Below are 21,217 nucleotides of genomic sequence, written 5' to 3' on the forward strand. Positions count from 1 at the left end.
GCCTCCTGCTACGGGAGGAAGACCGGCTCCTCGCCGTGGGCGCGGCGGCCGGGCGCGTGCTCGTTGTCGGGTTCGGCGACCAGCGCCGCGAACAGCTCGTCGACCTCCAGGCCGAGCAGTCCGGCCAGCGGGAGCAGGGTGGTGGCGCCGTCGGCGTACGCGGCGAGCAGGTCGGCGACCAGGCGCGCGGGCAGGCGGCCGCCCCGGGCGGCGTCCAGCCGGGCGACCAGCGCGGCCCGGCCGGGCCCGGTGGCGTGGCAGCGGGCGGCGGTCCAGCGGCCGAACCCGTCGGCGGCGTGCGCGTCGAGCAGGCCGAGCGCGTGCAGCCGGGCGGCCATCGCCCCCGGCGACACGCGCATGCCCGACACGAGCGCGGCGAAGGCCGCGTCGGTCACGGGGCCGCCGCCGAGGTGCGCCTGGATCTCGTCGTACGGCATGAGCAGGGCGGCCGCGAACGCGTCGGCCCGCGCCTCCATCGGGGCGTGCTGGCGGCCCGGCGCGACCCGGTGGTCGACCAGCGGCTCGTCGGCGTCCCCGGCGAGCAGGTGCCCCAGGGCGTGGGCGAGGGCGAAGCGCTGCCGCGACCACTGGCTGGTGCTGCCGCACAGCAGCAGCCGCCCGTGCCCCGCGTGCCAGGCGATGGCGTCGGCCCCGCCGGGCAGCGGCCCGAACGCCACGTCCACCGCGTATGCCCGCTCGATCGCGTCGGCGAGCTCGGCGGTGTCGAGGGCGCCGACGGCCGGGACGCCGGTGGCGCGGAGCGCGGCGACGGCGGGCGCGGCCAGCTCACGGCCCTGGAGACCGGGCGGCAGCGGCGGCAGCGGGGTGTGGGGCGGGGCGGCGGCCACGGGCGGGCGCTCGCGGCGGCCGAGCAGGCGCAGCGTCTCGTACGCGACGGCGTAGCGGTCGAGCAGGGCGCGCACCGCGTCGCCGGTCGGCGGTTCGGCCGGGCCGGTCGCGGCGGGTTCGCGGGAGCGGCCGGTGAGCAGCCAGTCCACGCTCACGTCGCCCGCGTCGGCGATCAGCGCCAGCTCCAGCGAGGTGAAGCGGCGCACCGCGGTCAGCGACTTGGACAGCTTGTCCGGGCTGATGCCGACCAGCTCGCTGAAGGCGGCCTGGCTCGGGGACACCCGGGTGATGACCGTACGGACCCGGTCGATCACGCCTTCATCCATGGACATGAAACTAGCGATGCCTCGCGATAATCGCAACGGGCTCGGCTCCGCCGCCCGGCCGGAAAACCCGGTCCGGTACGGTGACCACCGTGGAGTTGCTGCACTCGGGCAAGGTCCGGGACGTCTACGCCGACGGGGACGACATCATCCTCGTCGCCTCGGACCGGATGTCGATCTTCGATGTGATCCTGCCGACCCCGATCCCGGACAAGGGCGCCATCCTCACCCAGCTGTCGCTGTGGTGGTTCGAGCAGCTCGCCGACCTGGTGCCGCACCACGTGGTCTCCGCGACCGACGTGCCCGCCGAGTTCGCCGGGCGCGCGATCCGGTGCAAGCGGCTGCGCATGGTGCCGGTGGAGTGCATCGCCCGCGGCTACCTGACCGGCTCGGGCCTCAAGAGCTACCTGGCCGGCGGCGAGGTCTCCGGCGTGGCGCTGCCGCCGGGCCTGACCGAGGCGTCCCGCCTGGACCCGGCGATCTTCACGCCGAGCACCAAGGCCCCGATCGGCGAGCACGACGAGCCGATGACGTATGCCGAGGTCGAGGCGAAGATCGGGGCCGAGGACGCGGCCCGCATCCGCGACATCACGCTCGCCGTGTACCAGCGCGGCCGCGACATCGCCGCCGAGCGCGGCATCCTGCTGGCCGACACCAAGATCGAGCTGGGCTGGGACGCCGACGGCGTGCTGACCCTGGGCGACGAGGTGCTGACCCCGGACTCGTCGCGGTTCTGGCCCGCCGAGGGCTACCAGCCGGGCCGGGTGCAGCCGAGCTTCGACAAGCAGTACCTGCGCGACTGGGCGGTCGGGCTGGGCTGGGACAAGCAGGAACCCGGCCCGGAGCTGCCCGAGGACGTCGTGGCGGCCACCCGCGCCCGCTACGTCGAGGCGTACGAGCGCATCACCGGTCTCGCCTGGAGCTGACTCCGCGAGCTAGCCTCGACCCATGGGCGAGCAGAGCTATGTGGAGGTTCGGCGGCGGCTCGGGCTGCCCGAGATCCCGGTCGGGGTGCTGGCCGAGGTCCGGGCGGAGTTCGAGGAGGAGCGGGCGCTGCACGCCGACCCGGCCTGGGTCGCCGAGCAGCGGGCGCACTACACGCCGCTGCTGGCCGCGTACGGCGTCGTCGCCGAATGAGGCCGGTCGCCCGCATCGTCGACGCCAGCGCGATCCGGCGCTACCTGGCCGGTGACGACGTCGCGTTCGCCGCGCAGCTGGTCGCGCTCGACGACGCCGGATTCCAGGTGCTGGTCCCGGCGCTGTGCCTGAGCGAGGCGTACTGGGCAGTCGACGCCGCCGACGAGCCGCTGCTGGACGTGTTCCGCACCCTGCGACAGGTGTCGGTGGCGGCGCTGCCCGCCGGGGACGCGCAGGCGGTGGGCGGGCTGGCCCGGTTCCTGGGCACGCTGGGCATGGCACACGCGTGCCTGCTCGCGGCGGTCACGCACACCCCGCTGCTCACGGCCGAACCGGCGCTGGCGAGCAAGCTGCTCCGGCCGGACCTCATCCGGCAGGTTTGACGGGTACGTACCGCTTCTGACCTGCGAAAACCTTTCTTGTCTGTTTCGTGTTTTTAGTGCAGAAACTTCGTGTTTCAGCAAACATGAGGGCATGCACACGTTCCTCACGTTCTCCACCATGCTGTCCCTGTTGCTGCCCGCGGGAGCAGCGCAGGCCGAACCGGCAGCGGCAGACCCCCCGGCGGCGCCGGCGGCCCAACTCGCCCCCGCGACCACCGACGCGATCGCCGCCGACCCGGTCAACTGGACCCCGCACATCACCGACGGCCGGGTCTGGGCCATGACCGTCATCGGCGGCACGGCCTACGTCGGCGGCGACTTCGGCGCCAGCACCCAGGCGCACAGCCGGGCCGTGCTGCCGCGCCGCAACCTGATGGCGTTCCGGCTGTCCGACGGCGAGGTCACCGACCTGCGGGTGGACCTCGACGGCCCGGTCTTCGCCCTGGCCGAGGGCCCGGACGGCAGCCTGCTCGTCGGCGGCAACTTCAACGAGGTCAACGGCCACCGGCGCCGCTCCCTGGCCCGCCTCGACGCCGCCACCGGCGCGGTCTCCCCCGACCTGCGCACCGGCGTCGACGGCGACGTGCGGACCCTGGCCGTGTCCGGCTCGCAGCTGTACGTCGGCGGCTGGTACGACTGGATCGGCGGCCTGCGCCGCAACGGCCTGGCCCGCCTCGACCTGGCCACCGACACGGTCGACCCCGGCTTCGACGCCGAGTTCGGCGACCCGGTCAACACCGCGCCCCGGACCGAGGCGATGGACCTGTCCCCCGACGGCACCAGACTGGTCGCGATCGGCAACTTCAACACCGCGCGGGGCCTGCCCCGCCCGCAACTGGCGGTGCTGGACGTCACCGGCCCCGAGGCGGTGGTGACCGACTGGACCGCGCCGTTCTACGGCATCCGCTGCGACGACCGCTTCGACAGCTACGTACGCGGCGTCGACTACTCCCCCGACGGCAGCTACTTCGTGGTCGTCACCACCGGGCACGACTCCGGGCCCGACCTGCCGTGCACGGCCGCGGCCAGGTTCGAGGCGACCGGCTCCGGCGAGCACGCCCCGACCTGGATCAACCACACCGGCGGCCACTCGCTGTACGCCGTCGCCGTCACCGGATCGGCGGTCTACGTCGGCGGCCACCAGCTCTGGCAGGACAACACGTACGGGCAGAAGAGCAAGGGGCCCGGCGCGGTGGACCGCCCCGGCATCGCCGCGCTCGACCCGGTCAGCGGGCTGGCCCTGCCGTGGAACCCGACCCGCAGCCGGGGCGAGGGGGTGCGCGCCTTCGCACTCTGCGACCGGGGGCTGCTGGTCGGCTCCGACACCGACGAACTGGGCCACGAGTACCACGCCCGCATCGGCCTGTTCCCGTACAGCGGCTAGATCCGAAATCGTGGACGCCAGGTGCTGCTATAGCCGCACCTGGCGTCCACGATTCGCGATCACCACCCGCCACCGGATCAGAACAGCAGGCGCTGCGCCCACAGCCAGAACGCCGGCGCCCGCTCCGGCACCGCCAGCGGCCGCGGCTTGTACTTCCCGCCATGGGGCGACGGCGACGGGCCGGCCGCCGGGCAGGTGTGGGTGAGCACGAAGGACGACGCCGTCCCGGTGATGTCGGCCGAGGCGGCCGTCAGCGTCCAGCCCGCCGGGGTCGCGATCCACGCCTTGCTCGTGCCGTTCCGGACGATCGCGCCGCCGTCGTCCGGAACGGCCACCGCGACGATCCCGGCGCCGGGCACGTCGAACGTCAGCCGCAGCCGGGTGAAGTCGCCGCTGCTGTCGTGGTTGCCGGGCAGGTCGAAGACCCAGATGTCCATGCCGGGCAGCGGGCCGCCGCCGAAGTCCGGGTCGCAGTCGTGTCCGTCGGGCTTGAACGCGGCGGCCGTGGTCGGCACGTTGCCCGGGTTGATCGCGACGGTCTGCGCCGCCTGCGCCGCGGCGGCCCAACCGGACGTCGGGCGCTCACCGAGACCGACGGTGGCCAGCAGGGACAGGACCAGGGTCAGCGTCGCCGCCCCCGCGGCGGCGACGAGGCGGGGCAGTGGTCCGGCCAGTGGGAGACGTCGCATGCAGTACCTCCGTTGACGTCAGTGCATTCGACTGACTACCCACCGTCACTATTCGCGTGGGTGGGAACGGGGCAAAGCCGCCGCGCCGTCCGGTCAGGAGCGCACGGGACCGGTGCTCTCCCGCACGACCAGGTGCGCCGGGGCGGGGCGGGTGCGCCCGCCGGGCTCGTCGTCGAGCATCAGCCGCATCGCCTCCGCGCCGATCGCGGCCAGGTCGAGCCGTACCGTGGTCAGGGCCGGGGTCAGGTCGACGGCGACCGGCAGGTCGTCGAAGCCGACCACCGACATCTCGGCGGGCACCGCGTGGCCCGCCTCGTGCAGCGCGGCGAGCGCACCGGCCGCCATCAGGTCGTTGAGGGCGAAGACCGCGGTGACCCCGGGGTGGGTCCGTAGCAGCTCGTGCGCGGCGGCCCGGCCGCCCGCGCGGGTGAAGTCCGCCTCGATCACGTGCGCCCCCGGCACCACCTCGGTGAAGCCGGACAGCCGCTGCGCCACCGTGGCCAGCCCGGCCGGGCCGGTGATCACGCCGATCTCGCGGTGGCCCAGCGCGGTCAGGTGCTCGGCGACCAGGCGGCCGCCCCCGGCGTGGTCGGGCTCGACGGCGTCGATGCCCTCGCCGCGCGCGCCGATCGCGGCCACCCGCCCGCCCGCGGCGGCGAATCCGGCCAGCTCGTCGGCGAACGGCTCGGCCGCGAACGCCGAACCGGCCAGCAGCACCGCCCGCGCCCGCTGCGACCGCAGCCGGGCCAGGTAGTCGCGCTCCAGCGCGGGATCGCGGAACGTGTTGGCCACCAGCACCATCAGGTCGTGCTCCCGGGCCACCTGCATGGCCCCGGCGGCGATGGCGGCGAAGTACGGGTCGGCGATGTCGTGCACCAGCACCCCGACGACGGTGCTGCGCGAGCGGGCCAGCGACTGCGCGGGCGCGTGGGCGACGTAGCGCAGCTGCGCGGCGGCCGCGGTGACCCGCTCGGCCAGCTCCTCGGCGACCTTGCGCCCGCCGCTGCCGTGCAGGACGCGGGAGGCGGTGGCCAGCGACACGCCCGCGGCGGTCGCGACCTGCTGCAGCGTGGCGGCGCTGCCGGGCGGTCTGGTTGACGAGGTTCTGGGCATGCGCGTAGGGTACCGCCTCGGCAGCGGAAAGCGCTTTCCACCCCCCGTCTTCGGCTCCCTCCCGATCCCTCACCGCAGGAGCGCAGCAATGGACCGCAGATCAGTCGGCATCGTGATGAACGGCGTCACCGGACGGATGGGCTACCGCCAGCACCTGGTGCGGTCCATCCTGGCCATCCGCGAGCAGGGCGGCCTGACCCTGCCCGACGGCACCGTCGTCTGGCCCGAACCGGTGCTCGTCGGCCGCAGCGCCGCGAAGCTGGAGCAGCTCGCCCAGCGGCACGGGCTCACCCGGTACACCACCGACCTGGCCGAGGCGCTGGCCGACGACAGCAACGAGATCTACTTCGACGCGCAGGTGACCCCCGCCCGGGTCGGCGCGCTGCGCCAGGCGATCGCGGCCGGCCGGCACGTCTACACCGAGAAGCCGACCGCCGAGTCGCTGGCCGAGGCCGTCGCCCTGGCGGACGAGGCGACGGCGGCCGGGATCAAGCACGGCGTGGTCGCCGACAAGCTGTACCTGCCGGGCCTGCTCAAACTGCGCCGCCTGGTCGAGTCCGGCTTCTTCGGCCGCATCCTGTCGGTGCGCGTCGAGTTCGGCTATTGGGTGTTCGAGGGCGACTGGCAGCCCGCGCAGCGGCCGAGCTGGAACTACCGGTCCGCCGAGGGCGGCGGCATCATCCTGGACATGTTCCCGCACTGGCGCTACGTGCTCGACCAGGTCATCGCCCCGGTGCGCTCCGTCTACGCCCAGGCCGCCACGCACATCCCGACCCGCTGGGACGAGCACGGGCAGGCGTACGCCGCCACCGCCGACGACGCCGCGTACGCCTTGCTGGAGCTGGAGGGCGGGATCATCGCCTCGGTCAACAGCTCGTGGACCACCCGCGTCGACCGCACCGAGCTGGTCACCTTCCACGTCGACGGCACCGAGGGCAGCGCCGTGGCGGGCCTGCGCGGCTGCCGCGTGCAGCACCGGGCCACCACCCCGAAGCCGGTGTGGAACCCGGACCTGCCGGCCGGCCACGACTTCCGCGCCCAGTGGACGGACGTGCCCGACAACGACGTGTACGAGAACGGCTTCAAGCGCCAGTGGGAGGAGTTCCTGGCCCACGTGGTCGCCGACGCGCCCTACCACCACGACCTGTACGCGGGCGCCCGCGGCGTGCAGCTGGCCGAGCTGGGCCTCCAGTCGGTCCGCGAGGGCCGCAAGGTCATGGTGGGTGACCTGTGAGCGGCGAACCCGGCAGCACGGTGAGTTCGCGGATCTTCTATGCGGCCGCGCACGTCGTGGCCGATCCGGACGCCGGCAACGGGCCGGGCCGGCCCGCCGTCGTCGAATGGGACGCGACCATGGCGTTCCGGCACCACCTGTGGTCGCTGGGGCTGGGCGTCGCCGACGCGATGGACACCGCCCAGCGCGGCATGGGCCTGGACTGGGCCGCGACCCGCGAGCTGATCCGGCGCAGCGGCGAGCAGGCCCGGGCCGTCGGCGGGCGGCTGGCCTGCGGCGCGGGCACCGACCAGCTCGCACCGGGGGCGCACGGCCTGGCCGCGATCGAGGCGGCGTACGCCGAGCAGCTGGACGTGGTGCAGGAGGCCGGTGCCGGGGTGATCCTGATGGCGTCGCGGGCGCTGGCCGCCGCCGCGCAGGGCCCGGCCGACTACCACGCCGTCTACGGCAAGCTGCTGGCCCAGGCCGACCGGCCGGTGATCCTGCACTGGCTGGGTGACATGTTCGACCCGGCCCTGGCCGGGTACTGGGGCTCGCCCGACCTGGACGCCGCGACCGCGAGCGTGCTGGAGCTGATCCACGCCAACGCGCCGAGAATCGACGGCATCAAGGTGTCGCTGCTCGACGCCGACCGCGAGATCGCCATCCGGCGCGCGCTGCCCGCCGGGGTGCGCCTCTACACCGGCGACGACTTCAACTACCCGCAGCTCATCGCGGGCGACGAGCAGGGCCATTCGGACGCGCTGCTGGGCATCTTCGACGCGCTGGCCGTGCCCGCCGCGGCCGCGCTGGCGCGGCTGGACGCCGGGGACACGGCCGGGTTCCGGGCGGTCCTGGACCCGACCGTGCCGCTGGCCCGGCACGTCTTCGGCCCGCCGACCTACCACTACAAGACCGGCATCGTGTTCCTGGCCTGGCTCAACGGGCACCAGGAGCGGTTCCGGATGGTCGGCGGGCAGGAGACGGCGCGCTCGCGCGAGCACCTGGCGCAGCTGTACGCCCTCGCCGGGCAGGCGGGCGTGCTGGCCGACCCGGACCTGGCCGCGAGCCGGTTCGCGGCCTATCTGGAGGGTGCGGCGTGAAGCTGTCGCTGAACACCGCCACCGTCAAGCGGGCCACCCTGGCCGAGGCGGCCCGGCTGTGCGCCGAGAACGGCGTCGACGGCATCGGCCCGTGGCGCGACGTGGTCGCGGCGGCGGGCGGCGCGCGGGCCGCCCGCGAGCTGCTCGACGGGTACGGCCTGACCGTGACCAGCCTGTGCCGGGGCGGCTTCGTCACGACCGGCTCACCGGAGTCCATCGAGGACAACCGGCGCGCGGTCGACGAGGCGGCCGAGCTGGGCACCGCCGAGCTGGTGCTGGTCGTCGGCGGGCTGCCCGAGAGGTCCCGGGACCTGCCCGGCGCCCGCGCGAACGTCGCCCGCGCGCTGGAGCTGCTGGTGCCGTACGCCCGGCAGCGCGGGGTGCGGCTGGCGATCGAGCCGCTGCACCCGATGTTCTGCGCCGACCGGGCCGTGGTGTCCACCCTCGGGCAGGCGCTCGACCTGGCCGAGCCGTTCGCGCCCGACGAGGTCGGCGTGGTGGTCGACACGTACCACGTGTGGTGGGATCCGGAGCTGTTCCCGCAGGTCGCGCGGGCGGCGGGCCGGATCTCGGCGTACCAGGTCTGCGACTGGGTGGTGCCGCTGCCCGCCGACATGCTGCTGGGGCGGGGGCACGTGGGTGACGGCCACATCGCGTTCGCGCCGATCACGGCGGCGGTGGCGGCGGCCGGGTACACCGGCTACGTCGAGGTCGAGATCTTCAACCAGGAGATCTGGGACACCGACCCGGCGCTGACCGTACGGACCATGGTGGACCGGCACCGCGTCCACATCGCGGCGTCCTGACAGGCCGAGGGCGCCCGCCACACCTGGCGGGCGCCCTCGGCCTGTGCGATCGGGTTCACCGTGGCCGGCAGCCCCCGTATGCCTCAACCGCCGGGCGGCGGCGGTCCCGATCGCCGCCGAAAGTCTGTCTGGAGATCCTTATCCCGCCACTTGCGATCGGCTTGCCGGGCTTGCGCGCCCTCCTTATCATGATCGTTTGACGAGGCGGGAGGCTGCGTGCGATACCGAGTGCTCGGACCCGTGGAGCTGACCGCCGACGACGTGGCGGTGCCGCTGCCGCAGCCCCGGCACCGCGCGATCCTGGGCTTCCTGGTGCTGCACGCCGAGCGGGTGGTGACCCGTGACCAGCTGATCGAGGCCCTGTGGGGCGGAGCCGAGCCGTCCACGGCCGCCTCGCAGATCCACGTCGCGGTCTCGCACCTGCGCGGCGCCCTGCGCCGGCACGGGCTGTCCGAGGTCATCGCCACCCGTCCGGGCGGCTACGCGCTGGCCGCACCGGTCCAGGAGACCGACGCCGGGGTGTTCGCCGCCGAGCTCAGCGCCGCCCGCGAGGCGCAGCGGCGCGGCGAACCCCGCGAGGCGGTCCGGCGGGCCGACCGCGCCCTGGCCCTGTGGCGCGGCGAGGCACTGGCGGGGGTGACCGCGGCGTACGCCCCGAGCGCGCGCCAGCATCTGCACGAGCAGCAGCTCGCCGCCCAGGAGCTGCGGGCCGACGCCGAGCTGGACCTCGGCCGCCACGACGTGCTCGTCCCGGTGCTGACCGGGCTGGTCGAGGCGCATCCGCTGCGCGAGCGCCTGGTCACCCAGCTCATGCTCGCGCTGTACCGGGCCGGGCGCCGGGCCGACGCGACCGCGGTGGCGCGCCGGATGCGGGCGCTGCTGGCCGAGGGGCAGGGGCTCGACCCCGGCGCGCGGTTCGTGGAGCTGGAGCGCGCGATCCTGGTCGGCGACCCGGCGCTGGATCCACCGGCCACCGCGCCTCAGGTCCGGCAGGCGGCCCCCGCCGCGGTCGTCCCGGCGCAGCTGCCCTTCGACGTGCCCAGCTTCACCGGCCGGGAGCGGGAGCTGGCCGCGCTGGGCCGGGTCGGCCGCCCCGGCGTCACCGTGATCACCGGGCAGGCCGGGGCGGGCAAGACCGCGCTGGCCGCGCACTGGGCCCACCAGGTCCGCGACAGCTTCCCCGACGGGCAGCTCTACGCCGACCTGCGCGGCTTCGACCCGTCCACCGAACCGCTGACGCCGCTGGAGGTGCTGGCCCGGTTCCTGCGCGGGCTCGGGGTCGGCGCCCAGCGGGTGCCCGCCGACACCGACGAGGCGTCGGCGCTGCTGCGCTCGCTGCTGGCGGGCCGCCGGGTGCTGCTGGTGCTGGACAACGCGCGCGACGCGGCGCAGGTGCGCCCGCTGCTGCCGGGCAGCGGCGAGTGCGCCGTGATCGTCACCAGCCGCCGCCCGCTGGTGACCCTCGACGCCCAGCGGATCGAGATCGGGGGCATGCCGCCCGACGAGGCCGTCCGCCTGCTCACGCAGTACGCCGGGGACCGGGCGGTGTGGGATCCGGCCGCCGCGCACGAGGTGCTGCGCTACTGCGACCACCTGCCGCTGGCGATCCGGGTCACCGGCGCGCGGCTGCTGGCCGACCCCGAGCTCAGCCTCGCCGGGCTGGCCGCCCGCCTGGCCGACGAGCGGTCCCGGCTGGACCTGCTGGAGGTCGACGACCTCGCCGTGCGGGCCAGTTTCGGCGCCGGCTACCAGGCGCTCGATCCGGCCGCGGCGGCCGCGTTCGGGCTGCTGGGACTGCTGCGGGTGTACAGCTTCGACACCGCCGTCGCGGCCGCGCTGTGGGACGTGCCGGTCCGGGCCGCCGAGCCGACCCTGGACCGCCTGGTCTCCGCCCGCCTGATCGAGCGGGGCGGCGACCGATTCCGCCTGCACGACCTGATGCGGCTGTTCGCGATGGAGCACGCCGCCGCACAGGGCGACACGGCGGCCGCCCTGGAGCGCACCGCGGTCTGCTACCTGGGCGCGGCGCGCCGCGGCACCCAGCTGCTGCGGCCCGGCCAGTTGCTGGTCGGCGCCGAGGATCTCGCCGACCCGCGCTACGCCGAGCTGGTCGTGCTGCCCGACGTGGCCGCGGCCCGGAGCTGGTTCGAGACGGAGCGGGCCAACCTGGTCGCCTTCGCCGAACAGGCGGTCGACGCACCCGATCCGCTGTGCCGGTTCGCGCTGCAGCTGCAGTCGACGATGACGATGTTCCTGGCCAGCGCGGGCCACCTCGCCGACTGGCAGCACCTGTGCGAGCTGTCGGCCCGGGTGGCCGACCGGCTGGGCGACCCGGCGTCCGAGGCCGTCGCGGTGATGAACCTGGGCGCGATCGCGCAGCGCCAGGGCCGGGCGGCCGACGCGGTCCTCCTGCTGGGCCGGGCGCTGGAGCTGAGCCGGATCGCGCAGCGGCCGAGCACGCAGGCGGCGGTGCTGTCCTACCTGGCCTCGACGTACACGGATCTGGGCGAGCCGGACCGGTCCGCGGCCTGCCACCGGCGGGCGATCGAGCTGCGCCGGGCCGTCGGCGATCACAAGAGCACCGCGCACGCGCTGGCCAACGCGGCGTACCACTTCATCGCCCAGCGCGAGCTCGACGAGGCGCAGGGCTACCTGGCCGAGGCATTGGAGATCAAATACGCCGAGCAGGACCTGCTCAGCGCGGGGGTCACCGAGGTGCAGCTGGCCGGGGTGCTGCTGGCGCAGGGGCGGCACGCCGAGGCGGTCCGCAGCGCCGACACCGGGCTGGACCTGTGCCGCCAGTACGGCGACCGGTACAACGAGTGGGTCGCGCTGCTGTTCCGCTCGGTGGCGCACCGCTGGCTGGGCGAGACCCGGCGCAGCCGCGACGACGCCGCGGCCTGCCTGGCGGTGTGCGAGGCGCTGCGGCAGGTCCCCGCCCGCAACCTGGCCGCCGGGCTGCTCGGTCGGCCCCCGGTCACCGAGGACGACACCGGCGACCCGGTCCCGGTCTGGCTGACGATCATCCTGGAACGGGCGGGCCTGCCCGCAGCACCGGCGGCGTGACCACGCCCGTCAACCCCCTGCCCGCCGGACGCGGGAAAGCAGGAGCCCGAGCAGCGGAAACACGGCGAGGACGCCCACCAGCCACCACATCCGGCCGAGACCGGGGGCCGAGCCGTACGCGATCCCGGCGGTCGCCGACATCGCTCCGTATCCGGCGAACATCCAGGCCACCCCGGCCGAGTCCGGCCGGCCCACCGCCGACCGCCAGGACACCGCCGCCACGGCCAGGGCGGTGACCATCCCGGCGCCCACGAGCGGCAGCGCGGCCAGGCTGTCGTAGCCCAGGCTCGCGGCCAGGCCGGGATCGGCAAGCGCGGTGGACTGCGGCGCGATCCAGGCGCCCAGCAGGAGACCGGCACCGAAGCAGGCGGCCAGCTGACCGAGCCACGACAGGGCCGGCCGCAGCGGGCCGTGCGCGACCGCGCGCCAGATGCCGACCGCCAGCCCGGCACCGACCGGGGCCAGCACGATCAGCGCCAACGGGACATACGCCGGGCGGACCGACACCGCGTCCCAGCCGATCACCCGGTGCTGGAACGCCCAGACCTGCAAAATCCAGCTGCCCCGATCGACCAGCATGGGCACGGCCAGGGCGGCGAGCAGCCCGAAGGCCGCGGCACCGGCCCGGCCGAACTCGGGCGGGCGACGCTGTCCGGCGACGACGGCGACCCGGTCGGGGCCCCGTGGATGCACGGCGGCCAGCCAGCCGGGCGACCGCCGTCCGGTATCGCCGCCGAGGAGCCGGGCGAGGGCAGCCGCGCCCTCGGGCGTGCGGGCGGCGTAGGCGTCAGCGTGGTACTCACGGGTGCGCAGCACGCCGTTGCGGGCGAGAAACGCCGCCAGCACCATGAAGACCAGGTAGCGGACGGCCGGGGGGAAGGGCTCGTCCTCATTGCCGAGGTTCTCCCGGAACCAGACCGCCGCGACCAGCAGCATCGCCACGGCCGTCCGCCACAGCGCGACGGCCAGGTAGGAGACGTCGAGGTCGCGGTTGCGTACGTGCCCCAGCTCGTGTTCCACCACGGCGGCGAACCCGGCCCGGTCCCGCTTGAACAGCACCAGCAGGCCGCTCTTGAGTTCGATGTAGCGCCTGCCCGCGTGTCCGAACGCGACCCCGCTGACGCGCTCGTCCAGCGGGTTGACCAGGTATCTCACCGAGACTCCGGCACCTTCGGCGAGCTGCTCGACAGTACGCAGCAGCTCGGCCGGCTGCCCTGCCCGGTCCAGCCGGACCAGCCCGCGACGGCGGATCCGCCACGTCGGCAGCAGCCAGTAGACCGCCAGGGCCCCGCCGAACAGGACCGCCAGCGCGACGGCGCTCTGCGTGCCCGGCGGCGCCACCTGCGCGACAGGGCACTGCGAAGCGACTCTGCTGTTGTACTCAGCCCCGTCCTCGGCGGTGAACTCGTCCGCCCAGTGGAAGGTCAGCGGCGCGGTGGGGAACTGGGCGGCCAGCGGGTTGTACCGCTCGTCCCAGAGCGCCGCACCCACCTGCTGGGAGCAGAGGTAGTCGATGCCCAGCTCCAGCCGCTGCTGCGGCGTCTGCCATACATCGCCCGCGGCCATGGCCGCCACGGACAGCGCGGCCGTCAGCACCAGGAACCACAGCGTGGTGCTGGACAGGCCCGCCCGCTGCGCGTGCTCGCCGCCCGGCCGCCTCACCGGGACGCGGCCTGCTCGCCCGCCGCGTCGCCGCCGGTGATGGCGGTGGCGGTGGCGGTCTGTAGCGCCAGGTGGGCGAGGAGCGCGTTGATGACGGGTTCCCGGTCGGGCGAATCGGCGAGCACAGCGGTGAGCGCGTCGCGGACGTCGCGCAGGTCCTCGGGCCGCCAGCGCGCGGTGGCGACCGGCGACGGGGCCTTCGGCCGCCGCCGCAGCCGGTCGACGAGCCGGTCGAGTGCGGTCGACGCCTTGCGCTCGGCCGCGTCGGCCACCCGCGACAGCAGCAGTTCCACGGCGGTCTTCGCCGCCACCAGCGCCACCGAGGTCACCAGGGCCAGGACCTCGGTGCCGCCCAGCGAGAGCGGATCGCGCCCGGAGGCCCTCCGGCCCCGTAGGAACGCCCTGCTGCGCTGATCGAACAGGGCGAGCTCGTCGGAAGCCACCTCCCCGACCACACCGCGGGCCAGGTCGACGATCAGCTGCCGGTCGGCCGCGGTGAGCTGGCCGTCACCGTGCGATGTGGTCTCGATCACGCTTCGAGTATGGGACTGCCTGACAAATGCTCAGCTATCAGGAAGGCGACAACAAGAACGGCACCCGGCGCGCTGCCGGGTGCCGTCATCGCGTCGCGGTCTGGTCAGGCGGTGCCGACGGCGGCGACGGTGCCGTCAGGAGTCGCGAGGTAGACCGGGATGCCGCCGGTGACGTCGCTGACCGCGGCCAGGTCGCCCGGGTCCACCTTGGACGCCTCGGTGACGACCAGGGCCGCCTCCAGCGCGGTCGCGCCCGCCGCGACCGCCGAGGCGACCGCCAGGTGCAGTGCCGAGATCGACAGCGACGGCAGCCGCACACTCACCCCGGTGTACGTGCGCCCGTCGCCGTCGCGCACGGCGGCGCCCTCGATCGCGTTGATGCGGGCCCGCGCCGAGCGCGCCATGGTCAGCAGCTTGCGATCCTCGGCCGACAGGGTCTCGGCGGTGACGGACTTCTCAGACATCGGCCAGGTGCCTTTCGTGGGGTACGGCGTCGTCCGCGGGCTCCTCCCGCGTCACCAGTACGGTATCGATGTGGTTGCGCCGCCCGGTGGTGCCCTCGGCCACCAGCGTCAGGCCGCCCACCGAGACGTGGGCGCCCGGGATCGGCACCCGGCCCAGCGCCTGGGCCAGCAGGCCGGCCACGGTCTCCACCTCGTCGGCGGGCAGGTCCACGTCGAACAGCTCGCCCAGGTCCTCGATCGGCAGGCGGCCGGTGACCCGGACCGCGCCGTCGGCCAGGCGCTCCACCGGCGGCCGCTCGACGTCGTACTCGTCGGTGATCTCGCCGACGATCTCCTCGAGGATGTCCTCGATGGTGATCAGGCCGGCGGTGCCGCCGTACTCGTCGATGACGATGGCGAGGTGGGTGCGCGCGGCCTGCATCTCCGACAGCAGGTCGTCGACCGGCTTGAACTCGGGCACGAACGAGGCGACCCGCATCAGCTGCTCGACCGGCTCCTCGGCCTTGCCGTCCTGCACGTGCCGGGCCAGGTCCTTGAGGTACACCACGCCGAGCACGTCGTCGACGGACTCGCCGATCACCGGCACCCGGGAGAAGCCCGAGCGCAGCGCCAGCGCCAGCGCCTGCTCCACCGACTTGGACGCCTCGACCCACACCATCTCGGTACGGGGCACCATGACCTCGCGGGTGATGGTGTCGCCCAGCGCGAAGACCGAATGGATCATCTCGCGCTCGCCGTGCTCCACCACGCCCCGCTGCTCGGCCAGGTCGACGAGCTCGCGCAGCTCGACCTGCGTGGTGGCGAACGGGCCCTCGCGGAAGCCCTTGCCCGGGGTGACCGCGTTGCCGACGACGATGAGCAGGCTCGCCAGCGGGCCGAGCACCCGGGTCAGCCAGCGCAGCACCGGCGCGGCGAACCGGCCGACCTCGTACGGGTGCTGCCGCCCGATGGTGCGCGGGGTGACCCCGACGACGACGAAGCTGATCAGCGTCATCGCCCCGGCGGTCACCAGCGCGGCGGTCCAGCCGGGGCCGAAGGTGTCCACGGCGACCAGGGCCACCAGCGTCGTGGCGGTCAGCTCCGACAGCAGCCGCAGCAGCAGGAGCAGGTTGATGTGGCGCACCGCGTCGGCCGCCACCGCCTGGAGCGCGGCCGCGCCGCGCACGCCCTCGCGGGCCAGTTCGGCGGCGCGGGCCGGGGAGACCACGGCCAGCGCCGACTCGGTCATCGCGAACAGTCCGGCGAGCACGACCAGGCCCGCCGCCGACCACAGCAGCGGCATGTCGGGCAGGCCGCCCAACTGGCTGGTCACTTGCTGCTCGCCCCGCTGCGCGCCTGCCAGCTGTCCAGCAGCTTGCCCTGGAGCGCGAACATCTCGCGTTCCTCCTCCGGCTCGGCGTGGTCGTAGCCGAGCAGGTGCAGCACACCGTGGATGGTGAGCATGCTCAGCTCGTCGGCGGTGCCGTAGTCGCCGTGCAGGCCCGCCGGTCCCCCGGCGGGGACCTCCGGCTCGGGTGCGTCCTCGCGGCGCATCCGCGGGTCCGGACTGCCGTAGCGCGCGGCCTGCGCCGCGGCGACCTCGGGGCAGAGCACGAGGTCGCCGAGCAGCGCGGGCTGCCCGCCGGAAGCCTCCGACGGGCCGTGGTCGATCGTGTCCTCGTCCATCGGGAACGCGAGCACGTCGGTCGGGCCTTCCTTGCCCATCCAGCGGTGGTTCAGCTCGGCCATGTAGTCCGAGTCGACCAGCAGCACCGACAGCTCAGCCAGCGGGTTAACACCCATCTGGGCCAGCGCGTGCCGGGCCACGGCCACGATGTTGTCGGCGTCGACGTCATACCCGGACTCGTTGGCGATCTCGATAGACACGTTCCATCCCTCGGTTCAGCGGCGGCGCCCCGCACCGCGGCGCGGCACGGAATGCACGTTCGCAGGCAGCGTCTCACGCTGCTGGATCTCGTCCCACTTGGCGTAGGCGTCAACGATCTCGCCCACCAGGCGGTGGCGCACCACGTCCGAGCTCGACAGCCGGGAGAAGTGCACGTCCTCCAGGCCGTCCAGGATCTCCTGGACCACCCGCAGGCCGCTGCGCTGGTCGCCGGGCAGGTCGATCTGCGTCACGTCGCCGGTGACCACGACCTTGGAGTTGAAGCCGAGGCGGGTCAGGAACATCTTCATCTGCTCGGGCGTGGTGTTCTGGGCCTCGTCCAGGATGATGAAGGCGTCGTTGAGCGTCCGGCCGCGCATGTACGCCAGCGGAGCCACCTCGATCGTGCCCTGCGTCATCAGCCGCGGGATCGCCTCGGGGTCCATCATGTCGTGCAGCGCGTCGTAGAGCGGGCGCAGGTACGGGTCGATCTTCTCGTTGAGCGTGCCGGGCAGGAAGCCCAGCCGCTCGCCCGCCTCGACCGCCGGCCGGGTCAGGATGATCCGGGTGACCTGCTTGGCCTGCAGGGCCTGGACCGCCTTGGCCATGGCCAGGTAGGTCTTGCCGGTGCCGGCGGGCCCGATGCCGAAGACGATCGTGTGCGCGTCGATGGCGTCCACGTACTTCTTCTGGCCCAGGGTCTTGGGGCGGATGGTGCGCCCGCGCCGGGAGAGGATGTTGAGAGTAAGGACCTCAGCGGGCCGCTCGGTGTTGCCCTCATCGGTCAGCATGCCGACGGTGCGTCGGACGGCGTCCTCGGTCAGCGTCTCGCCCTTCTCGATAAGTTCCAGCAGCTCACCGAAGACGCGCTCGGCGAGCGCGTTCTCGGCGGCGGGGCCGGTGATGGTGATTTCGTTGCCCCGCACGTGTATGTCGCTGGCAAGGGCTTTCTCGATGAGCCGGAGCACGCGGTCGCCGGTGCCCAGCAACTGGACCATGACACTCGGGTCAGGCACGGTGATCTTGGTTTGCACCGCGTGCGGAACCGCGTTGGGAGTGGAAGCAATGCTCATAAGACGGCCGTGAGGCCTCCCGCCACCCGCTCTCTACCCTCGTCAGCGACTCTTTCCGCCGCCGCTGCTCCCATCGTAGTCGCCGTGTTGCAAGCCGCCAGTGCTTAACAAGCCGGGGGCGGCGCCACCCCCGGCTCGGGGCGTCAGGGGCGGCTGGCCCACACGCCGTCGAAGGACTCCTGCTGCCGCGTGAAGCGGTACGTCGCCCAGTGCATCCGGACCACCTCGCCGTGCTCGTCGCGGGTCAGCCGCAGCAGCTCGCCGACCTCCCGGCCCGACACCGTACGCAGCACGTCCGGCTGCCCCGGCAGCTGCGCGAACACGCTCGGCGCCACCTCGGCCGGGTCGTCGGCGCCCGAGGCGGTCAGCGCGCCGTCGCGCCAGCGGAACACGTGCTCGAAGCCCTCGCCCCACCAACGGCCCAGCACCGAGCGCAGGCCGTCGGGCGCGGGGGTGCCCGGCGACCACGGCGCGACGTCCACCGGGTCCTGGGCCAGCGACTCGGCCATGAGCTGGTGCGGCAGGTCGAGGATGTCGCCGGCCGTGCCGGAGGAGGCCAGCACCGCGCAGGACATGCCGCCCGGGTTGCCCGCACCGCCGTGCCGGCCCGCGGCCGCGGCCAGGAAGCCCGGCATGGCGCCGTTGTGGCCCACGTGCAGCACCCGGCCCGGCTGCGGCCACAGCATCAGGCCCAGGCCGATGCCCGAGCCCCACACCGTCTCGTGGCGCGGGGTCAGCGGCCAGCGCGCCTCGTCCAGGGTCGCCGCGGCCAGCACCCGCCCCTGCGGGTCGGCCGAGCGCGGGTCGGCCAGGAACGCGGCCCAGGCCGCCATGTCGGCGGCGGTGCTCCACAGCTGCGCCGCCGGCGCGGCCCCGAGCATGTCGAACGCGGGCTCCGGGCGGGCGTGGTCGGAGTACTCGTCGACCAGGTAGCCCACGGCCGCGTGCGCGGGCGGGTCGTACGTCGTGGCCGACAGGCCCAGCGGGCCGCAGATCCGCTCGGCGACCAGCTCCCGCCACGATCCGCCCAGCCGCTGCTCGGCGACGTGGCCCAGCAGCGCGAAGCCCAGGTTGGAGTAGTGGAACCGGCGCGAGGGCGGGTGCACCGCCTCGGCGTCGGCCAGGTCGGCGAGCAGGCCCGGCAGCTCCGGGGCGGCCAGGGTGTCCCAGATGTCGCCGAACGGCTCGCGCTGCAGGCCGCCGGTGTGCGACAGCAGCCGCCGGATGGTCATCGCGCCGTGCGCGGGCACCTTCAGGTGCGCGCTCAGCGGGTCGTCGAGGTCGAGCAGGCCCGCGTCGCGGCACTGGAGCACCAGCACGGCGGTGAAGGTCTTCGTGATCGACCCGATACGGAAGGGGGTGGCCGCGTCCAGCGGGGCGGTCGGGTTACCCGAGCCGCCTACCTGGAACATCCACACCGGACGATCGGCCCGGCGCAGTGCGACACTCAGCGCGGGCACTCTGGCCTGCGTCTGGACCTGTCGGACCAGTCGCTCCAGAGCCGCGTTCACGTTCGCCATGCGGCGAGACTACCCGGTGAGATCGCCGTCCATGTCGACGCCGCCGAGCACGTGGGCGTGCGCGTGGAACACCGTCTGCCCCACCGAGGCGCCGGTGTTGAAGATGACCCGGAAACCGGTGCCGTCCAGGCCTTCCGCCGCCGCCACGTCGGCGACGGTGCTCAGCACCTCCCCGGCCAGGGCCGGGTCACCGGCGCCCAGCGCGGCCACGTCGGCGTAGTGCTCCTTCGGGATGACCAGCACGTGCACCGGCGCCTTCGGCGCGATGTCGCGGAACGCCAGCGTGGTCTCGGTCTCGCGGACCACGGTCGCCGGGATCTCGCCCGCGACGATCCGGCAGAACAGGCAGTCGGGTTGGGTCACGGCACAGATCGTAGGCTGAACTCCGTGTCAGTGCGCAAAATCCTGGTGACCGGTGCGTCGCGCGGCGTGGGCCGCGCGGTGGCGGCCGCGTTCGCCGCGAACGGCGACCGGGTCGCCGTCCACCACCGCGACTCCGCGGACCTCGCCGAGTCGCTGCGGGCCGAGCTGCCCGGCTCCGGGCATGTCGTGGTACAGGCCGACCTGGCCGACCCCGCCGCCGTCGCCGCGATGACCGACGCGGCCGCCGACGGGCTCGGCGGGATCGACGTGCTGGTCAACAACGCCGGGCAGGCGTACCCGCACCCGATCACCGAGGTCTCCTACGAGCAGTGGCAGCAGGCCTGGGCCCGTACCCTCGCGGTGAACCTGACCGGCCCCGCGAACGTCACCTGGTGCGCGGTGCGGCACATGCTGGCCCGGCCCGAGGGCGCGCCACCGGCGCGGATCGTCAACGTCGGCTCGCGCGGGGCGTACCGGGGCGAGGCGGGCCAGCCCGCGTACGGCGCCGCCAAGGCGGGGCTGCACGCGATGGGCCAGTCCCTCGCCGTCGCGCTCGCCCCGTACGGCATCGCCGTGGCCACCGTCGCCCCCGGGTACGTCCTGGAGGACCCGTCGAACGCGTCGTACAAGGTGCCGCGCGGTGCCGAGCACGCCGCCCAGTCCCCCTTCGGCCGCGTCGCCCGCCCCGAGGAGGTCGCCGCCGCCGTCCTCTGGCTCGCCTCCCCCGAGGCCGAATGGGCCTCCGGCGCCGTCCTCGACCTCAACGGCGCCTCCCACCTCCGCTGACCGCCCCGGGCCCTGGGCCCAAGATCGGCCAAGTTGCCGGGCAATCGTGGGAAAGACGGCCCAAGATACGCCCGATTGCCAGGCAACTTGGCCGATCTTTAACCGCGCCCGGCGGGCAGGTCACCAGCGGTTGAGGCGGGCCGAGAGGACGCTGAGGGCGGCGACGCCGGCGGTGGAGGTGCGCAGGACCGTGCTGCCCAGGCGGACGGGGACCGCGCCGGCGGCCGTGAACGCGGCGACCTCGGCCGCGTCGATGCCGCCCTCGGGGCCGACCACCAGGATGATCTCGCCGGAGTCGGGCAGCGCGGCGGCGGCCAGCCGCTCGGTGGCCTCCTCGTGCAGCACGTACGCCGCGGCGGCGCCCGCCAGGCGCTGGGCGAGCTGCTTCGTGGACACGTCCGGGTCGCCGCCGACCTCGGGCAGCCAGGTGCGCCGGGCCTGCTTGGCGGCCTCGCGGGCCACCGCGGCCCACTTCTCGCGCGACTTGGCGCCCCGGTCGCCGCGCCACTGGGCCACGCTGCGGGCGGCGGCCCAGGGCAGGATCTCGTCGACGCCGACCTCGGTCATCGCCTGTACGGCGAGTTCGCCCCGGTCGCCCTTGGCGATGCCCTGGGCGACGGTGAGGCGGGGGGCGGGCGGGTCGTCGTACGCCCGGCTGGTGATGGCGACGTCGAGCGCGCCCTTGCCGACCGCCGTGACCACCGCGGTGGCCAGCCCGCCGCGCCCGTCGGCGAGCAGCAGCTGCTCGCCGACCCGCAGCCGCTGCACGGTGGCGGCGTGATGCCCCTCAACCCCGCCGAGGGTGTACGACTCCCCCGCCGGCAACTTGTCAACCAGGAACAGCGGCGCGCTCACCGGCTCACCTTCCGATGTCGATCAGGAAGCC

21 protein-coding genes are annotated in these 21,217 nt (G+C 74.3%); 9 read left to right on the forward strand and 12 right to left on the reverse strand.

The annotated features are described in order from the left end of the window. Positions 1 to 8 precede the first annotated feature (8 nt). Positions 9 to 1,175, reverse strand: a complete 1,167-nt coding sequence (locus tag Cs7R123_RS13360; RefSeq protein ID WP_212826510.1) for an ImmA/IrrE family metallo-endopeptidase — start codon at positions 1,173 to 1,175, stop codon at positions 9 to 11. 89 nt (positions 1,176 to 1,264) lie between these two features. On the opposite strand from Cs7R123_RS13360, the gene Cs7R123_RS13365 reads away from it, so the two are divergent. From Cs7R123_RS13365 to Cs7R123_RS13380, 4 genes are all read left to right on the forward strand, one after another. Further along, a complete protein-coding gene (locus Cs7R123_RS13365) occupies positions 1,265 to 2,098 on the forward strand; it encodes a phosphoribosylaminoimidazolesuccinocarboxamide synthase (RefSeq protein WP_212826511.1) in 834 nt (277 codons plus the stop codon). A gap of 22 nt (positions 2,099 to 2,120) precedes the next feature. Next, positions 2,121 to 2,309, forward strand: coding sequence for a hypothetical protein (locus tag Cs7R123_RS13370; protein WP_212826513.1), 189 nt, complete (start codon positions 2,121 to 2,123; stop codon positions 2,307 to 2,309). Continuing rightward, positions 2,306 to 2,692: a hypothetical protein gene (locus Cs7R123_RS13375; RefSeq protein WP_212826515.1), complete on the forward strand. Its 387-nt coding sequence runs from the start codon at positions 2,306 to 2,308 to the stop codon at positions 2,690 to 2,692. The genes Cs7R123_RS13370 and Cs7R123_RS13375 overlap by 4 nt, the downstream gene beginning before the upstream one ends. A gap of 91 nt (positions 2,693 to 2,783) precedes the next feature. Then, the gene (locus Cs7R123_RS13380; protein WP_212826517.1) at positions 2,784 to 4,076 is read left to right on the forward strand and encodes a delta-60 repeat domain-containing protein; all 1,293 of its coding nucleotides are present in this window, start codon (positions 2,784 to 2,786) and stop codon (positions 4,074 to 4,076) included. Between the two features lie 77 nt (positions 4,077 to 4,153). Here the strand turns inward: Cs7R123_RS13380 and Cs7R123_RS13385 are convergent, their stop codons facing one another. Both Cs7R123_RS13385 and Cs7R123_RS13390 read right to left on the reverse strand, forming a co-directional pair. Then, positions 4,154 to 4,765: a hypothetical protein gene (locus tag Cs7R123_RS13385; RefSeq protein WP_212826519.1), complete on the reverse strand. Its 612-nt coding sequence runs from the start codon at positions 4,763 to 4,765 to the stop codon at positions 4,154 to 4,156. 93 nt (positions 4,766 to 4,858) lie between these two features. Beyond that, a complete protein-coding gene (locus Cs7R123_RS13390; RefSeq protein ID WP_212826521.1) occupies positions 4,859 to 5,878 on the reverse strand; it encodes a LacI family DNA-binding transcriptional regulator in 1,020 nt (339 codons plus the stop codon). Positions 5,879 to 5,966: 88 nt separating this feature from the next. Between Cs7R123_RS13390 and Cs7R123_RS13395 the strand changes: the two genes are divergently transcribed. The 4 genes from Cs7R123_RS13395 to Cs7R123_RS13410 all read left to right on the forward strand — a co-directional run bounded on the left by Cs7R123_RS13395 (position 5,967) and on the right by Cs7R123_RS13410 (position 12,066). Beyond that, on the forward strand, positions 5,967 to 7,112 hold the full coding sequence (locus Cs7R123_RS13395) for a Gfo/Idh/MocA family protein (RefSeq protein ID WP_212826523.1): 1,146 nt from the start codon (positions 5,967 to 5,969) through the stop codon (positions 7,110 to 7,112). Beyond that, positions 7,109 to 8,194: a dihydrodipicolinate synthase family protein gene (locus Cs7R123_RS13400; protein ID WP_244871808.1), complete on the forward strand. Its 1,086-nt coding sequence runs from the start codon at positions 7,109 to 7,111 to the stop codon at positions 8,192 to 8,194. Before Cs7R123_RS13395 ends, Cs7R123_RS13400 begins: the two co-directional genes overlap by 4 nt. Further along, positions 8,191 to 9,000 carry a sugar phosphate isomerase/epimerase gene (locus tag Cs7R123_RS13405; RefSeq protein ID WP_212826525.1) on the forward strand — a complete coding sequence of 270 codons (810 nt, stop codon included), beginning with the start codon at positions 8,191 to 8,193 and terminating at the stop codon, positions 8,998 to 9,000. The genes Cs7R123_RS13400 and Cs7R123_RS13405 overlap by 4 nt, the downstream gene beginning before the upstream one ends. Positions 9,001 to 9,216: 216 nt before the next feature. Beyond that, entirely contained in the window at positions 9,217 to 12,066 is a 2,850-nt protein-coding gene (locus Cs7R123_RS13410) for an AfsR/SARP family transcriptional regulator (RefSeq protein ID WP_212826526.1), read from the forward strand. Positions 12,067 to 12,075: 9 nt separating this feature from the next. Here the strand turns inward: Cs7R123_RS13410 and Cs7R123_RS13415 are convergent, their stop codons facing one another. From Cs7R123_RS13415 to Cs7R123_RS13450, 8 genes are all read right to left on the reverse strand, one after another. Then, entirely contained in the window at positions 12,076 to 13,728 is a 1,653-nt protein-coding gene (locus tag Cs7R123_RS13415; protein WP_212826528.1) for a M48 family metallopeptidase, read from the reverse strand. Next, positions 13,725 to 14,261, reverse strand: coding sequence for a hypothetical protein (locus Cs7R123_RS13420; RefSeq protein WP_212826530.1), 537 nt, complete (start codon positions 14,259 to 14,261; stop codon positions 13,725 to 13,727). The genes Cs7R123_RS13415 and Cs7R123_RS13420 overlap by 4 nt, the downstream gene beginning before the upstream one ends. Positions 14,262 to 14,365: 104 nt before the next feature. Continuing rightward, positions 14,366 to 14,725: a cytidine deaminase gene (locus Cs7R123_RS13425; RefSeq protein ID WP_212826532.1), complete on the reverse strand. Its 360-nt coding sequence runs from the start codon at positions 14,723 to 14,725 to the stop codon at positions 14,366 to 14,368. Next, positions 14,718 to 16,007, reverse strand: coding sequence for a hemolysin family protein (locus Cs7R123_RS13430; RefSeq protein ID WP_212829144.1), 1,290 nt, complete (start codon positions 16,005 to 16,007; stop codon positions 14,718 to 14,720). Before Cs7R123_RS13430 ends, Cs7R123_RS13425 begins: the two co-directional genes overlap by 8 nt. A gap of 26 nt (positions 16,008 to 16,033) precedes the next feature. Then, on the reverse strand, positions 16,034 to 16,591 hold the full coding sequence (gene ybeY, locus Cs7R123_RS13435) for an rRNA maturation RNase YbeY (RefSeq protein WP_212826534.1): 558 nt from the start codon (positions 16,589 to 16,591) through the stop codon (positions 16,034 to 16,036). 15 nt (positions 16,592 to 16,606) lie between these two features. Next, on the reverse strand, positions 16,607 to 17,662 hold the full coding sequence (locus tag Cs7R123_RS13440) for a PhoH family protein (protein WP_212826536.1): 1,056 nt from the start codon (positions 17,660 to 17,662) through the stop codon (positions 16,607 to 16,609). Positions 17,663 to 17,805: 143 nt separating this feature from the next. After that, positions 17,806 to 19,182, reverse strand: coding sequence for a serine hydrolase (locus Cs7R123_RS13445; protein WP_212826538.1), 1,377 nt, complete (start codon positions 19,180 to 19,182; stop codon positions 17,806 to 17,808). Between the two features lie 9 nt (positions 19,183 to 19,191). Then, positions 19,192 to 19,545 carry a histidine triad nucleotide-binding protein gene (locus tag Cs7R123_RS13450; protein ID WP_212826540.1) on the reverse strand — a complete coding sequence of 118 codons (354 nt, stop codon included), beginning with the start codon at positions 19,543 to 19,545 and terminating at the stop codon, positions 19,192 to 19,194. A 24-nt stretch (positions 19,546 to 19,569) separates the two neighbouring features. On the opposite strand from Cs7R123_RS13450, the gene Cs7R123_RS13455 reads away from it, so the two are divergent. Further along, the gene (locus Cs7R123_RS13455) at positions 19,570 to 20,331 is read left to right on the forward strand and encodes an SDR family NAD(P)-dependent oxidoreductase (RefSeq protein WP_212826542.1); all 762 of its coding nucleotides are present in this window, start codon (positions 19,570 to 19,572) and stop codon (positions 20,329 to 20,331) included. 120 nt (positions 20,332 to 20,451) lie between these two features. Here Cs7R123_RS13455 and Cs7R123_RS13460 read toward each other — a convergent pair whose 3' ends face one another. Beyond that, positions 20,452 to 21,186 (reverse strand): 16S rRNA (uracil(1498)-N(3))-methyltransferase, encoded by a 735-nt coding sequence (locus Cs7R123_RS13460; protein WP_212826544.1) that lies wholly within the window; start codon positions 21,184 to 21,186, stop codon positions 20,452 to 20,454. Between the last annotated feature and the right edge of the window lie 31 nt (positions 21,187 to 21,217).

It is taken from the genome of Catellatospora sp. TT07R-123, assembly GCF_018327705.1.
Lineage (GTDB): Bacteria > Actinomycetota > Actinomycetes > Mycobacteriales > Micromonosporaceae > Catellatospora.